Origin of the sequence: Actinomadura sp. B10D3, assembly GCF_039871695.1 — a bacterium.
In the GTDB taxonomy this organism is placed as follows: Bacteria; Actinomycetota; Actinomycetes; order Streptosporangiales; family Streptosporangiaceae; genus Spirillospora; species Spirillospora madurae.
In genome coordinates this window covers 1-13,828 of sequence record NZ_JBDPLY010000040.1, presented here as the reverse complement: position 1 = coordinate 13,828, position 13,828 = coordinate 1, and the positions used below count along the sequence as shown (strand labels likewise).

Annotated in this window: 16 protein-coding genes; 7 read left to right on the top strand and 9 right to left on the bottom strand. The window is 72.2% G+C overall.

Features of this window, described 5'->3' with window-relative positions; translation table 11 throughout:
• Positions 1-50: 50 nt before the first annotated feature.
• The 4 genes from fdhA to ABGB11_RS38245 all read right to left on the bottom strand — a co-directional run bounded on the left by fdhA (position 51) and on the right by ABGB11_RS38245 (position 3,843).
• Positions 51-1,262: a formaldehyde dehydrogenase, glutathione-independent gene (gene fdhA, locus ABGB11_RS38260; RefSeq protein WP_347640396.1), complete on the bottom strand. Its 1,212-nt coding sequence runs from the start codon at positions 1,260-1,262 to the stop codon at positions 51-53.
• Positions 1,263-1,341: 79 nt separating this feature from the next.
• A complete protein-coding gene (locus tag ABGB11_RS38255; RefSeq protein ID WP_347640395.1) occupies positions 1,342-1,986 on the bottom strand; it encodes a response regulator transcription factor in 645 nt (214 codons plus the stop codon).
• The gene (locus ABGB11_RS38250) at positions 1,977-3,155 is read right to left on the bottom strand and encodes a histidine kinase (RefSeq protein WP_347640394.1); all 1,179 of its coding nucleotides are present in this window, start codon (positions 3,153-3,155) and stop codon (positions 1,977-1,979) included. Before ABGB11_RS38250 ends, ABGB11_RS38255 begins: the two co-directional genes overlap by 10 nt.
• Complete coding sequence (locus ABGB11_RS38245) at positions 3,139-3,843, bottom strand: DedA family protein (protein ID WP_347640451.1); 705 nt, start codon at positions 3,841-3,843, stop codon at positions 3,139-3,141. The genes ABGB11_RS38250 and ABGB11_RS38245 overlap by 17 nt, the downstream gene beginning before the upstream one ends.
• Before the next feature lie 222 nt (positions 3,844-4,065).
• Here ABGB11_RS38245 and ABGB11_RS38240 point away from each other — a divergent pair, with 222 nt between their 5' ends.
• From ABGB11_RS38240 to ABGB11_RS38230, 3 genes are all read left to right on the top strand, one after another.
• The gene (locus tag ABGB11_RS38240) at positions 4,066-4,881 is read left to right on the top strand and encodes an SAM-dependent methyltransferase (RefSeq protein WP_347640393.1); all 816 of its coding nucleotides are present in this window, start codon (positions 4,066-4,068) and stop codon (positions 4,879-4,881) included.
• Positions 4,882-5,155: 274 nt separating this feature from the next.
• Entirely contained in the window at positions 5,156-5,650 is a 495-nt protein-coding gene (locus tag ABGB11_RS38235; RefSeq protein ID WP_347640392.1) for a hypothetical protein, read from the top strand.
• A 162-nt stretch (positions 5,651-5,812) separates the two neighbouring features.
• On the top strand, positions 5,813-6,001 hold the full coding sequence (locus tag ABGB11_RS38230) for a DUF5999 family protein (protein ID WP_024935232.1): 189 nt from the start codon (positions 5,813-5,815) through the stop codon (positions 5,999-6,001).
• Positions 6,002-6,026: 25 nt separating this feature from the next.
• Here ABGB11_RS38230 and ABGB11_RS38225 read toward each other — a convergent pair whose 3' ends face one another.
• Entirely contained in the window at positions 6,027-6,671 is a 645-nt protein-coding gene (locus ABGB11_RS38225) for a YdcF family protein (RefSeq protein WP_347640391.1), read from the bottom strand.
• A 129-nt stretch (positions 6,672-6,800) separates the two neighbouring features.
• Here ABGB11_RS38225 and ABGB11_RS38220 point away from each other — a divergent pair, with 129 nt between their 5' ends.
• Complete coding sequence (locus ABGB11_RS38220) at positions 6,801-7,070, top strand: hypothetical protein (RefSeq protein ID WP_347640390.1); 270 nt, start codon at positions 6,801-6,803, stop codon at positions 7,068-7,070.
• A gap of 163 nt (positions 7,071-7,233) precedes the next feature.
• Entirely contained in the window at positions 7,234-9,165 is a 1,932-nt protein-coding gene (locus ABGB11_RS38215; RefSeq protein WP_347640389.1) for a DUF4041 domain-containing protein, read from the top strand.
• Positions 9,166-9,168: 3 nt separating this feature from the next.
• Here the strand turns inward: ABGB11_RS38215 and ABGB11_RS38210 are convergent, their stop codons facing one another.
• The 3 genes from ABGB11_RS38210 to ABGB11_RS38200 form a co-directional block, all read right to left on the bottom strand.
• Positions 9,169-9,942, bottom strand: coding sequence for a metalloregulator ArsR/SmtB family transcription factor (locus tag ABGB11_RS38210; RefSeq protein ID WP_347640388.1), 774 nt, complete (start codon positions 9,940-9,942; stop codon positions 9,169-9,171).
• 71 nt (positions 9,943-10,013) lie between these two features.
• Positions 10,014-10,811: an SAM-dependent methyltransferase gene (locus ABGB11_RS38205; protein WP_347640387.1), complete on the bottom strand. Its 798-nt coding sequence runs from the start codon at positions 10,809-10,811 to the stop codon at positions 10,014-10,016.
• Between the two features lie 40 nt (positions 10,812-10,851).
• Complete coding sequence (locus ABGB11_RS38200; RefSeq protein WP_347640386.1) at positions 10,852-11,457, bottom strand: PepSY domain-containing protein; 606 nt, start codon at positions 11,455-11,457, stop codon at positions 10,852-10,854.
• A 138-nt stretch (positions 11,458-11,595) separates the two neighbouring features.
• Here ABGB11_RS38200 and ABGB11_RS38195 point away from each other — a divergent pair, with 138 nt between their 5' ends.
• Together ABGB11_RS38195 and ABGB11_RS38190 are read left to right on the top strand one after the other, a co-directional pair.
• Positions 11,596-12,276 (top strand): response regulator transcription factor, encoded by a 681-nt coding sequence (locus ABGB11_RS38195; protein ID WP_347640385.1) that lies wholly within the window; start codon positions 11,596-11,598, stop codon positions 12,274-12,276.
• Position 12,277: 1 nt separating this feature from the next.
• Positions 12,278-13,732: a HAMP domain-containing sensor histidine kinase gene (locus ABGB11_RS38190; protein WP_347640384.1), complete on the top strand. Its 1,455-nt coding sequence runs from the start codon at positions 12,278-12,280 to the stop codon at positions 13,730-13,732.
• Here the strand turns inward: ABGB11_RS38190 and ABGB11_RS38185 are convergent.
• On the bottom strand, positions 13,707-13,828 hold a 122-nt coding region (locus ABGB11_RS38185; protein ID WP_347640450.1), incomplete at its 5' end, for an acyl-CoA dehydrogenase family protein. The two genes, ABGB11_RS38190 and ABGB11_RS38185, sit on opposite strands and share 26 nt — an antisense overlap.

Below are 13,828 nucleotides of genomic sequence, written 5' to 3'. Positions count from 1 at the left end.
CCGCGGCGGGCTCGCGAGCGCGCCGGACCGCGAGCCCGCCGCCCCCGGGGTCAGACCCCCGCGCCCACCAGCCCGTGCGGGTCGAGGATGACCTTCTCCGCCGCGCCGCGGTCGAACTCGGCGTAGCCCTGGGGCGCCTGCTCCAGCGGCATGACGATCGCGTGCACGTTGCGCGCGATCTGCACCTTGTCGTGCAGGATCGCCATCATCAGCTGCCGGTTGTACTTCATCACCGGGCACTGGCCCGTGGTGAAGACGTGCGACTTCGCCCAGCCGAGGCCGATCCGCAGCCCGAGCTGCCCGACCTTGGCGTTCTCGTCGGGCGCGCCCGGGTCGCCCGTGACGTACAGGCCGGGGATGCCGAGCGCGCCGGCCGCACGGGTGATGTCCATCAGCGTGTTGAGCACGGTCGCGGGGTGCTCCTTGGCCGCCTCGGGACCGTGGCCGCGCGCCTCGAACCCGACGCAGTCGACGGCCGCGTCGACCTCGGGGACGCCGAGGATCTGCTCGATCTGCTCGGGCACGTTGTCGTGCTGCGACAGGTCGATCGTCTCGCAGCCGAACGCGCGGGCCTGCGCCAGCCGCTCCGCGTTCAAGTCGCCGACGATCACGACGGCGGCGCCGAGCAGGTGGCAGGCGGTGGCGCAGGCGAGCCCGACCGGCCCGGCCCCGGCCACGTACACGGTGGAGCCGGTGGTGACGCCCGCGGTGTAGGCGCCGTGGTAGCCGGTCGGGAAGATGTCCGACAGCATCGCGAGGTCGGGCAGCTTCGCCATCACGGTGTCGCGGTCGCCGGGGAACTTCAGCAGGTTGAAGTCCGCGTACGGGACGACCGCGTAGCGGGCCTGGCCGCCGTGCCAGCCGCCCATGTCGACGTAGCCGTAGGCCGCGCCCGGACGCTCGCGGTTGACGTTCTCGCAGACGCCGGTGTTGCGCTCCTTGCAGTTGCGGCAGCGCCCGCACGCGATGTTGAACGGGACGCTGACGAGGTCGCCCTCCTTGATGAACTCGACGTCCCTGCCGGTCTCCACCACCTCGCCGGTGATCTCGTGGCCGAGCGTCAGCCCGGCGGGCGCGGTGGTCCGGCCGCGCACCATGTGCTGGTCGGACCCGCAGATGTTGGTGGCGAGGACCTTGAGGATGACGCCGTGCTGGAGCTTGCGGCCCGACTGCTCGGCCAGCTCGAGCTTGGGGAAGTCGAGCTCCTCGACCGTGACCTTCCCCGGCCCTTGGTAGACGACGCCCTTGTTGGTGTCCGTCACGACCTTCTCCCTTCTCGTCGAGGGTCGGTCGTGGCCATACCCGATTCCTACCTGTTAGTCCGTTTTTGCGGGCATCGGTTCAGGACCCCAGATAGCGCAGGACGGCGAGGACCCGGCGGCTGTAGCCGGACGCGTGCGACAGGTCGAGCTTGTCGAAGATCGCGTTGACGTGCTTCTCGACCGCGCTCTGCGAGATGTGGAGGGCCGCGGCGATCGAGGCGTTGGAATGCCCCTGGGCCATGGTGTCGAGGACGTCCCGCTCGCGCGGGGTCAGCCGGGCCAGCGGGTCGGCGTGCGTGCTGTGCGCCAGGAGCCGGCGGACCACCTCGGGATCGAACGCGGCACCGCCCGCCCCGACGCGGTCCAGCGCGTCCAGGAACTCGTCGACCTGCGCGACCCGGTCCTTCAGCAGGTAGCCGACGCCGGTGGTGTCGGCCGTGATCAGCTCGGTGGCGTAGCGCTTCTCCACGTACTGCGACAGGACGAGCACGCCGACGTCCGGCCAGCGCCGCCGGATCTCCAGCGCGGCGCGCAGCCCCTCGTCGGTGTGCGTCGGCGGCATCCGGACGTCCACCACCACGACGTCGGGCGGGCCCTGCGCCACCGCCGCGATCAGGGCGTCGCCGTCGCCGACCGCGGCGGCCACCGCGTGGCCCTCCTCGACGAGCAGCCGCACGAGGCCCTCGCGCAGGAGCGTCGAGTCCTCGGCGAGCATCACCCGCACGGCAGCTCCGCGGTGATCACGGTCGGGCCGCCGGCCGGGCTGTCCACGGTGAACGCGCCGTCCAGCGCCGCGACACGGCGGGCCAGCCCGGCGAGCCCGCCCCCGGCCGGATCGGCTCCGCCCGCTCCGTCGTCCTCGATGCGCACGCCGATCATTGTCGCCGATCCTTCGACGGCGACCCGCACGGACCGGGCGCCGGAGTGCTTGGCCGCGTTGGTCACCGCCTCGCAGACGACGAAGTACGCCGCGGTCTCCACCGCGTGCGGGGGGCGTCCGGGCACGTCGAACTCGATCGCCACCGGCAGCGGCGACCGCTCGGCCACCGTCTCCAGCGCCGCGCGCAGGCCCTCGCCGTCCAGCACGGCCGGGTAGACGCGCCAGGTGACCTCCCGCAGGTCGGCGAGGGCCCGCTGCGCCTCCTCGTGCGCCTGCCTCAGCAGCTCCGCCGCCCTGTCCTCCGAGCCCGCGCGGCGGGCGCGGCCGATGAGCATGCCGAGGGCCACGAGACGCTGCTGGACGCCGTCGTGCAGGTCCCGCTCGATGCGGCGGCGCTCGTCGTCCACCGCGTCCACGACCTGCGCCCGCGTCACCGACAGCTGCGCGATACGGCGCTCGTACTCCTCCAGCGGGCTCGGCCCGAGGCAGCGCCGCGCCGCGGCCTTCTCCAGCGCCACGACCCCGACCAGGCCCTGGATCGCGAGGAAGAGCAGCACCGTGCCCGCGACGGCGGTGTAAAGGACGATCCACCAGGACGGCGGGATGCCGTCCGGGTAGTCGCCCGTGATCCACCAGCCCACCGCCAGCGAGATCCCGGACGCCGCCCCGTAGGCGACCAGCAGCAGGATCAGGCCGCCGAGCAGCCCGACCGGGACCCGCAGGACGAGGTACGCGAGCGCCTTCAGCGGGCCGTACTCGACGGCCCTGTCCTCGCCGAGGAACGCGCGGAGCCGCCGGCGCTCCAGCTCGACCAGGAGGCGGGCACCGCCCGCCACGGCCCTCGGCACCGTCCGGCGGCCCCGGGAGAACGCCAGCGAGTAGGCCATCAGCAGTGCCGCGACCCCCAGCAGGACCAGCTCCGCCCCGGCGGTGAACGCGCCGAGCAGCAGCCCCGCCGTGACCCGGGCGGCCGCGCGGACGCCGCGGCGCACCGCGTCAGAAGATGCGATCACGTTCGAACTCTCGTGTCTCCGCCCGATGGGCGCCCGGCCGCGGTTCGCGGGCGGGCGTGCGCGACTTCACGATACGGACGGCCACGAACACGAGCACCGCCGCACCCACCACGGCGACCACCCCCTTGGAGTAGACGCCGACGTACTCCTCGACCGTCCGCCAGTTGTCACCGAGCCCGTACCCGGCCAGCACGAACCCCGTGTTCCACAGCAGGCTGCCGAGGGTCGTGTAGAGCAGGAACACCGTCATCCGCATCCGCTCGACCCCGGCCGGGATGGAGATCAGGCTCCGGAAGATCGGGACCATGCGGCCGAGGAACACCGCTCTGGCGCCGTGCCGCGCGAACCACGCCTCCGTCCGGTCCAGGTCGGCGAGCTTGACCAGCGGCAGCCGGGCCACGAGCGCGCGGATCCGGTCGCGCCCGATCAGCGTTCCGATGCCGTAGAGGGCCAGCGCGCCGGCGACGCTGCCCATCGTCGTCCAGACGATCGCCGCGACCAGGCTCATCCGCCCCTGCGCCGCGGCGAACCCCGCCAGCGGCAGGATCACCTCGCTCGGTAGCGGCGGGAACAGGTTCTCCAGTGCGATCGCCAGGCCCGCGCCGGGCGCGCCGAGCTCGTCCATCAGGTCGGTCGCCCACCCCGCGATGCCGCCGGCGGGCTCGGCGCCGGACGCCGCGCTCATCATCTCGATCATGCGAATGACGCTAGGAACCGGCGGCGGCCGGAACCATGGAGCGCACCGCCCGGTCGTCCGGCCGCGCGCCGCACCCCGACCCTGCGGAAAACCGCACCCCACCGGGCCGAAATCCCTGACGGGCAGGGCCGGTCGCCCTACGCTGGGGTCCCACCCCAACCCCCCCGACGCCCGTCCACGGCATCCGGGCGCACGACCGAAGGAGTCGCACGCGTGGCCGACGACCCTCCCGAAAACGCACCGGCGGGCATCGACCCCTCCACGCCGACCTTCGCGCGCGTGTACGACTACTTCCTCGGCGGCAAGGACAACTTCGCCGCCGACCGCGAGGTGGCCGACATGGTGATGGAACTCGTGCCGGAGGCGCCGGTGGTGGCCCAGGGCAACCGGGTCGCTATCGAGCGGGCGGTGACCTACCTGGCCGGCGAACTCGGTATCGACCAGTTCATCGACATCGGCTCGGGGCTGCCGACGGCGTCCAACGTGCACCAGTTCGCCCGTGCCGCGAACCCGGCCGCCCGCGTCGTCTACGTCGACAACGACCCGATCGTCCTGGCGCACGGGCGTGCCCTGCTCACCGAGACGGGCGTCGCGACGTTCATCCAGGGCGACCTGTACGAGGCCGGGAGGATCTTCGCCGACCGGGCGCTGACGGAGCTGATCGACCTGTCGCGCCCCGTGGGGGTCGTCCTGGCCGCGATCATCCACCACGTGCCGGACGAGCGCGACCCCGCGGGCGTCGTCCGGTCGCTGCTGCCGTTCCTCGCGCCCGGAAGCCACGTCATGCTCACCCACCTGCACGACTCGGGCGAGGACCCGCGCGTCGAGGAGGCCAAGCGCATCCTGCAGTCGGGGCTGGGCGGCTCGTACTTCCGGCACTCCTCGGAGATCGAGGGGTTCATGGAGGGCCTCACGATCCTCGAACCGGGGGTGGCGCACGTGACCGAATGGCGCCCGGACGGCCCCGCCGGGCCGCTGGAGCACCCGCTGCACACCCAGATGGTGGCCGTCCTGGGCAGGAAGGACTGACGGTCCGCCGCCATGATCGGACGATTCAGCGGAGAGTGAACGGTCCCGCCGGACGGCGTCCGGCGGAGCGCCCCGGCGGCCCCGATTCCCGCAGGCTGCGGGGTTCCGGACGGTGGCCCGCCCGGGTTTCGGGCCGCGGCCCGGGTATGATCCACGTAAAGAATCTTTTTGATCGACTTTTCCGTTAAGAGCCCTTCTTGTAGCGTTCGCAGCGTTTTGTGAAGTGCATTCATGATCGGACTTCCCCGCCACAAGATCATGTGAGGACGCCGCGATGCCCCTGCCGACCGGCCTGGCCGCGGCCGCGCTCCTGGGCCTGCTGACGCTCCTGGCCACCGCGCGGCGCGGCAGGCGCCGACCACGCCCGACGACCGGGCACCCCGAGTCGCTGACGGCCGTCCTGGAGCCGGGCGACGAGGAGTACCTCGCATGGCTGGCCGACCACCACTGGCCCGGGGACGAGTACCTCGACCTGGAGAGCGAGTGGCTCACCGAGCTGGAGTTCGGGGAGCCGGCCGACCACTACGAGTCACCGCTGTGCCCCCAGTGCAACTTGCGCCGGGAGGACGTCTGGCCGTGCCCCACGTGCGGTCGGCTGCTGCACTCGTCCTGCGGGCACGGCATGCGGCGCAGGACGGTCGACCGCCCCTACCGTACGCACGGCACGAACGAGGCCGTCATCGCCGAGTGGATCTGCACCGGGTGCACGTCCGTCGTCGGCCTGGACGTGGATCACGGCGGCGAACCGGACGAGGGCCTCTTGCGGTGAAACACCCCGAATGCCCGATCCATCCGAAGTTCACACGTCCTGAACGGTAAAGAATCTGCCATCCACTTGCATATTTCGGACGCAACGCGGCAGGCTGCATTATGTCCTTAATCACGAGGACACCCGTGGAGGAACCCCGTGACCGCTGAACCGCATCCGACCATCTGCCCGCACGAGCCGCCCTGCCCGACGCCGGACGACCTCGACCGGGAGGCCGCGCGCATCGTGGCCGCCCACCCCGAGCAGGGCTGGAACCTGCTCTGCAACGGCGTCGTCGTCTTCGACGACACCGGCGAGCTGCTGCCCGACGGCCGCGTCATCGCGCCGCACCGCCCCACGACGGCCGCCTAGACTCGCGGGTTCCTCCCCCCGCGAGTCATCTGATCACGTGCCCGTCGTATCCGAGCCGGGCGAGCTCCTCGTACGCCGCCCAGGCCGCCGCGGGGACGGGCATCGGCACCTGGAAGCCCCGCTCGGCGTAGACGACCATCCGCTGCAGGTCGCCCACCATCAGCTCGATGAACTGGCGCTCGTCCTGACCGAACGCGTCGAACCCGAGCTCGGGCGCTGAGGCCGTCCACTCCACTTCCGGCCACTGGCGCCGCGCCGTGGCCAGGGCCCGCCGTGTCATGTAGGGCTTCGCGACGAGGATCCCGCTGCGCACCGCCACTCCCCGCCCGTCCAGCAGGCGCCGGGACGCCGTAATGTTCTCCCCGGTGTTGGACGCCGTCTCCTCCAGGATCACAGCGTTCGCAGGGACCCCGTGCTCGCGCACGACCCGCCCGAACACACGCGCCTCGGTCTCGTCCCAGCCCGACGTGATCTTCCCCCGGCCGCCCGAGACGACCACCAGGGAACTCCAACCCTCGTGCCAAAGCCTGGCCGCGTGCACCGCCACCCGCGTGTCGTGGCTCCCCAGCGCGAGGATCACGTCAGCCTTGGAGAGAGGGCCGGCCAGGACGAGGTGATCCCAGATGATCCTCGCCAGCTCGCGCGCACGCGCGTCCACGTGAGGGTCCACGGGCTCATTGTCCCCGGAACCTCGCATGTCGGGGCTCCCATCCGGCCGGGGATCCCGATAGCGTTCAGATGTTTTGCTACTTACGCAAGCTTCATGCGGAACTCGACCGTGATGAAAGGACGGTGCGGTGTGGTCACAGTCCTGGTCCTCGTGTCCCTGCTGGCCCTGCTCGGGCTCTGCCTGCCCAACCTGCTCCGCCCCATGCCGCCCCCGCACGTCCCCGAGCCGTCCCCCGACCCCGGCACGCACCCCGAGTCGATGACGGCCGAACTCGACCCGGACGACGAGGAGTACCTCGCCTTCCTCGCCGACCGCCTCTGGCCGGACGACGAGTACCTGGAGCTGGAGCACACCACCGACGGCGAAGAGGAATCCGGCGGCACCGACATGCTCCTGTAGGCCCCCCGCCCACCGAAGCTCCCGGTAAACCCCACCCACCGCCGACCCGTCCAAGAGACGTCGAGCGCTCCCCTCGACTGTCCGATCGGACGGCGGCACGGGGAACGACTCGCCGGTAACGGGGTCGACCTGTTCTGCCCAGAGGCAACGCTGCGAGGAAGCGATGACGGTGCAGAACATCCCCCGCCCGGGCTATGTCGGTGTCGAGGTCGATCCGATCGAAGCCGACGACCTGATGCGCCGGGTGAGGTTCTTCCTTCGGGACGGCGAGTCGGTTCTGGCACTCGCGTCGACCGTGAAGGCCCTTCCGAAGTTAACGCACATCGCCGTCACTGAGCGGCGGGTGCTCGGGCTCTGTGCGCCCGACCTCGTCCGGGAGGGGCCGCGCCAGGAGATCGCCATCGCCGACGTCGCCGCCGTCGAGACGCGGACGTCGTACAAGCAGCGATGGTTCCTGGTGGTGCGCGACGGGAACGGCACCGAGACCGACTTCGGCGACGTGCACGATCAGGACGCGGCCCACGTCCGGCGGATCATCGAAGAGGCCGCCCGGCCCGCACCCGTCCCGCCGGTGCCGCCCCAAGCGACGCCCGTCGAGCCTGTCCGCCCGGTCCAGCCGCCGCCGATGCAGCCGCGAACCTTCACCGGCCCCGCTGACACGTCCGGGTGGCGCTACAACCCTCCGCCGACCTGGCCGGCGCCCCCGCCCGGGTGGACGCCCCCGCCCGGCTGGCAGCCCGACGCGAGCTGGCCGCCGCCCCCGGCGGGCTGGCAGTTCTGGCTCCCCGCGGCACCGGCGGCCCCCATGCCCGCCGCACCGGCGCAGCCGGCGCCTCCCGTCCCGCCGGTGGCGGCACCGCACTCGGGCCCCAGACCGCGGCCCGTGTTCGGAGGCAAGCGGCAGCGCATCGAGGAGCTGGAGGCCGAGAACGGTGAACTGCGGCAGTGGCTGGAGCGCCTCGGCGGGCTGGAGGCTCCGCAGGTGGCCGCGGAGATCGAGCGACTGCGCGGCGAGGCGTCCGGCGTCCGGCGGGAGATGACACAGAAGCGCAAGGAGCTCGCGCGGCTGCGCAAGGAGATCGTCGAGACGCAGGACCTCGCGCTGCTGCAAGAGGCCGGCGTATACGAGTACCAGCACCCGCTCGCGGATGTTGTGGCCTATAAGGCCGAATTGGCGCGGGTGAAGGATCGGATCAAGTCGATGGCGAGCGGCGGGAAGGCGGTCGTCGGGGCGACGAACTGGACGGTGAACGGGTCGGCGGCCCAGGGGTCCAAGATGGTGCGCGACTTCTCCAAGTTGATGCTCCGCGCGTACAACGCCGAGGCCGACAACCTCATCCGGACGATGCGGCCGTACAAGCTCCAGTCGGCGATCGACCGTCTGGACAAGACCGCGCAGACCATCGAGCGGCTCGGGAAGACGATGGACATCCGGGTGAGCCGCCAGTATCGGCAGATCCGCGTCCGCGAGCTGGAGCTCACCGCCGACCACCTCGCCAAGGCGGAGGAGGAGAAGGAGCGGGTGCGCGCCGAGCGCGAGCGGCAGCGGGAGGAGGACAAGGCGCGCAAGGAGTTCGAGCGCGAGAAGGCCCGCCTGCTCAAGGAGCGCTCGCATGTGGAGTCGGCGCTCGCCCGGCTGGAGGCCAACGGGGACGCCGCCGGGGCCGCGGAGCTGCGCGCGAAGCTGGCGGACGTCGAATCGGCCATCTCAGACGTGGAGGGGCGGGCCGCGAAGACCCGGGCCGGCTACGTGTACGTGATCTCCAACATCGGCGCGTTCGGCGAGCGGATGGTGAAGATCGGGATGACGCGCCGGCTGGATCCGATGGACCGCGTCCGCGAGCTGGGGGACGCGTCCGTGCCGTTCCGGTTCGACGTGCACGCGCTCATCTTCAGCGAGGACGCCGTCGGCCTGGAGGGCAGGCTGCACCAGGAGTTCGCCGAGCAGCGCGTCAACCAGGTCAACCTGCGGCGGGAGTTCTTCTACGCCACACCGGGCGAGGTGCGCGGGGTGCTGGAGCGGATCGCTGACACCCACCTGCTCGAATACACCGAGGTTCCGGAGGCTGAGGAGTATCGGGCCAGTCGGCCGTAGTGGTCACGGGGCGGGGAGGGGTTCGCCTGTTTCCATGAGGGTCTTCAGGGCAGACACCAGCTGCGGCCAGCCGTGGCGGGACATGCCGAGCAGGGTGTCGCCGCCCTCGTGGACGACGGTGAGCTTGACCGTCTCGCCGGCGGGCTCGATCTCGAAGGTCACCTTGGAGCGGGGTTCCTGGAGGAGCCGGACGCGGGTCTCCTCGTCCACGCCGACGGCCTTGGCCCACTCGGGTGTGAAGGTGTGCCAGGTGTAGGAGAGGCGGCGGCCCGGCTCGGCTTCGAGGACGACCTGCTCGGGGTCGGCGATGGTCGCGCCCTCCTCGTGCCAGGTGATCGTGGACCCGGGCTTCCAGTCGGTCTCGAAGGAGACGCCCCAGTAGCGGCGGGTGAACGCCGGGTCGATGAGGGCCTCCCAGAGCCGCTCCGGCGTGGTCTTGATGTAAGCGGTGTAGACGAACTCGTTCATCGGACCCTGCTCCAATGCGGTCTTCAGGTCGGCGAGCGCACGCGCGCGCTCCTGGTCGTACCGGCTCATCCAGCGGTCGGCGATGGCGTTGATCGGAGCGGCGTCGAGGTAGTGGAGCTTCTCGCGCCCCCGGCGCACCGTCGTCACGAGGCCGGCGCCCTCCAGGACCGCCAGGTGCTTGCTGACGGACTGCCGGGTCATGTCCAGCCCGGAGCACAGCTCCCGGAGGGTCTGCCCGTTGCGGGCGTTCAGGCCGTCCAGCAGCCGGCGGCGGCTGGCGTCCGCGAGCGCCTTGAAGACCTCGTCCATGCGCGCCCCTTATGCAGCCATCTGGTTGCCTTTGAAGATAGGCACCCGGACGGTTGCATGTCAAGGCGGCGCTAGGGCTTGCGTCCCACGCCGCCGTAGGCGTCCACCGGCTCCTGGTCGGGCACCGTGTCCGGCCGCCAGTGCGTCACCGGGACGACGCCCGGCTCCAGCATGTCCAGCCCGTCGAAGAAGCGGGCGATCTGCTCGGGCGTCCGCAGCACGAGCTCGGTGTTGCCCGACGCGTTCCACACCTCGACGATGCGGTCGGACGCCTCGCGGTGGATGACGTTCGTCCCGTCGTACATCGCGAAGTAGCTGCCCGAAGTCGCGGCGTCCAGCAGCGTGCGCACGATGCCGTAGGCCCGCTCGTCGTCGGGGATGAACTCCAGGACGCCCATCAGGGTGAAGGCGACGGGTTCACCGAAGTCGATCGTCTCGGCGGCGGCCTCCAGGATCGTCTCGGGTTCCCGCAGGTCGGCGTGGGTGTAGGCGGTGCGCCCCTCGGGGGTGCTCGTGAGCAGCGCCCGCGCGTGCTCCAGGACCAGCGGGTCGTTGTCGACGTAGACGACCCTCGACTCGGGCGCGGCGCGCTGGGCGACCTCGTGGGTGTTGTCCACGGTGGGCAGGCCCGTTCCGATGTCGATGAACTGGCGGACGCCCGCCTCGGCGGTCAGGTACCAGACGACCCGGTTGAGGAACAGGCGGGACGCGCGGGCCAGCCGGGCGACGTCCGGCAGCATCCCGAGGATCTGGTCGCCGACCTCGCGGTCCACGCGATAGTTGTCCTTGCCGCCCAGCCAGTAGTTCCAGATGCGCGCCACGTGCGAGACCGCCGTGTCGACTCCGGGCGCGGGCTTCTGCTCGCTCATGCGCACCCCCTCGGCGGTTCTCTTCCCGCTGGAGGTCGCGTCAGTCCTGATCTGTCTCCTTGGAGAGGACTCCGCCGGTTCCGGCGTCCACGGCGACCTCGTACACGGTGCCGTTCTTGCCGGTCACGTCGGCCACCCACACGGCCCGGCCGTGCTCGCGCTCGAACTCGACGGACGTGACGCGCCCGGAGACGGCCTTCTCCGCCGCCCCGGCCGCGTGCGCGATGGTGATCTTCGAGCCGCGCACCGCGCCGGGCGACTCGGAGTCGTCGCCGTCCGGATGGTCCGCGCGGTTGGCCACGACCTTCCCGTTGCCCGCGTCGACGACCACGTTGCGCGGGGTCCCGCGGTCCGGGAGGACGTCGATCTCCCAGACGGCCCGGCCGTGCTCGTCGTCGAGTTCCGCCTCGTCGACCGTGCCGGGAACCGCCTTGAGCGCGGTGTCCACCGCCTGCGCCAGCGGCACCGCCGGCGCCGGCGCCGACGGTGCGGACGTCGTGGCGGACGGGTCGCCGGCGGGGGTTCCATCATCGTCGCCGTCCGCGGCGGCGACCGCGCCGACTCCCCCGGCCGCGATGAGAGCCGCCGCGGCCACCGCGACGAGCGGCCAGCGGGCGGAGAGCATGCGTCGTGCGTCGAATCTCATCGGAATCCGGCCTCCAGTTCTCGGGTCGGTGGCCGTTATGCCCGGCCACCCGTTCGCCATGGACGATGCCGGGCATTCCTGTAGCGATGCTGAAGCAACCTGAAGCCGGCTTCAGGTGGGGTTTGGCACGCTATGAGCATGCGCCTCCTGATCGTCGAGGACGAGAGACGCCTCGCCACGTCCCTCGAACGGGGGCTCGCGGCCGAGGGGTACGTCGTCGATACCGTCCATGACGGCGCCGAGGGGCTCCACCGGGCGCTCGGCGGCGAGTACGACCTGATCGTCCTCGACATCATGCTGCCCGGGATGAACGGCTACCGGGTGTGCGCGGAGCTGCGCGCCGCGGGCGAGGAGACGCCGATCCTCATGCTGACCGCCAAGGACGGCGAGTACGACGAGGCCGAGGGCCTGGACACGGGCGCGGACGACTACCTCACCAAGCCGTTCTCCTACCTGGTGCTGGTGGCGCGCATCCGGGCGCTGCTGCGCCGCCGGACGCGGGGCGCCGCGCCCGTGATCACGCTCGGCGACCTCACCGTGGACCCGGCGGCGCGGCGGGTGTTCCGGGGCGGCACCGAGGTGGAGCTGACCGCCAAGGAGTTCGCCGTGCTGGAGCACCTGGCCGTGAACGCCGGGCGGGTCGTGTCGAAGGCGCAGATCATCGAGGCCGTCTGGGACTTCGCCTACGACGGGGACCCCAACATCGTCGAGGTGTACGTGAGCGCGCTGCGCCGCAAGCTCGACGTCCCGTTCGGGCGCCGGTCGATCTCGACGGTGCGCGGGTCCGGGTACCGGCTCGCCCGGGACGGGGGCGGCTGAGGTGGCCCGCCGCCCGGCGACCGTCCGGGCCCGGACGACCCTGGGCGCGACCGCCGTGGTGGCCGCCGCGCTGGTCGCCGCCGGGCTCGCGGTGGTGCTGCTGCTGCGCGCGAACCTCGCCGGCCGGGCCGAGCTGGAGGCCGAGGTGGCGGCGCGGGAGGTGGCGGGGCAGCTCGCCGCCGGGACCCCGTACGCCGCGCTCGACCTGCCCGACCCGGACGAGCATCCGGTCCAGGTCGTGGACGAGGACGGCCGCGTGCGCGCGGTGAGTGAGGACCTGGAGGCGATCGGCGGCACCGGGTCCCCGGCCGTGCGGCCCGGCCCGGCCGCGCGCGATGACGACGGAGATGACAAGGGGGGCCATGGCGGCAAGGTGCGGGACGACGACCCCGGGCGCGGCGAGATGGCGGACGGCGACCCGGACTTCACCACCGGCGGCGTGACCGTCGACGGCCGGACCGCCGACTACCGGTTCGCCGCCGTCGAGGTGACGACCCCGCGGGACGACACGGTGACCGTGTACGCGGGCGCCGACCTGGGCGCGGCGCGGGACGCGGCCGGCACCGCCACCCGGGCGATGCTCGGCGGGCTGCCGCCGCTGCTCGCGGTGGTCGCGGGGGTGACCTGGCTGGTGACGCGGCGGGCGCTGCGGCCGGTGGAGGCGGTCCGGGCGGAGCTGGCCGCGATCACCTCCTCCGGCGACCTCGCCCGGCGGGTGCCGGTGCCGGACGCGCGGGACGAGATCGCCGGGCTCGCCGCGACGACGAACGAGACGCTCGCCGCGCTGGAGGAGTCGGTGGCGCGGCAGCGCGGGTTCGTGGCGGACGCCTCGCACGAGCTGCGCAGCCCGATCGCGTCGCTGCGCACGCAGCTGGAGGTCGCCGCCGCGCACCCCGGGCTGCTGGACGTGGACGGGCTCGTCGAGGACGTCGTCAGGCTCCAGCACCTCGCCGCCGACCTGCTCCTGCTCGCCCGCATCGACGCCGGGGACCGTCCGCCGACCCGGCCCGTCCTGCTCGGCGGGCTCGTCCGGGACGCGCTGGAGCGGCGCACGGGGGACCGGATCCCCGTCCAGGCGTCGGTCGAAGGGGACCCCCGGGTCATGGGCGTTCCGGGACGGCTGGCGCGCGTGGTCGGCAACCTGCTCGACAACGCCGAGCGGTACGCGAACACCGCCGTCCGCCTGTCGCTGCGCGAGGAGGCGGGCGCGGCGGTGCTGCGGGTCGCCGACGACGGGCCCGGGGTGCCGCCCGGCGACCGCGAGCGGATCTTCGAACGGTTCGTGCGGCTCGACGACGCCCGCAGCCGGGACGACGGCGGCGCGGGACTCGGCCTGGCCATCGCCCGGGACCTGGTCCGGGCGCACGGCGGGGAGGTCACCGTGCGCGACGCTCCCGGCGGCGGTGCGCTCTTCGAGGTGCGGCTGCCGGTTACTTCAGGAGCTGGCGGGCCATGACCATCCGCTGGATCTGGTTGGTCCCCTCATAAATCTGGGTGATCTTGGCGTCGCGCATCATCCGCTCCACCGGGAACTCCCGCGTATACCCATACC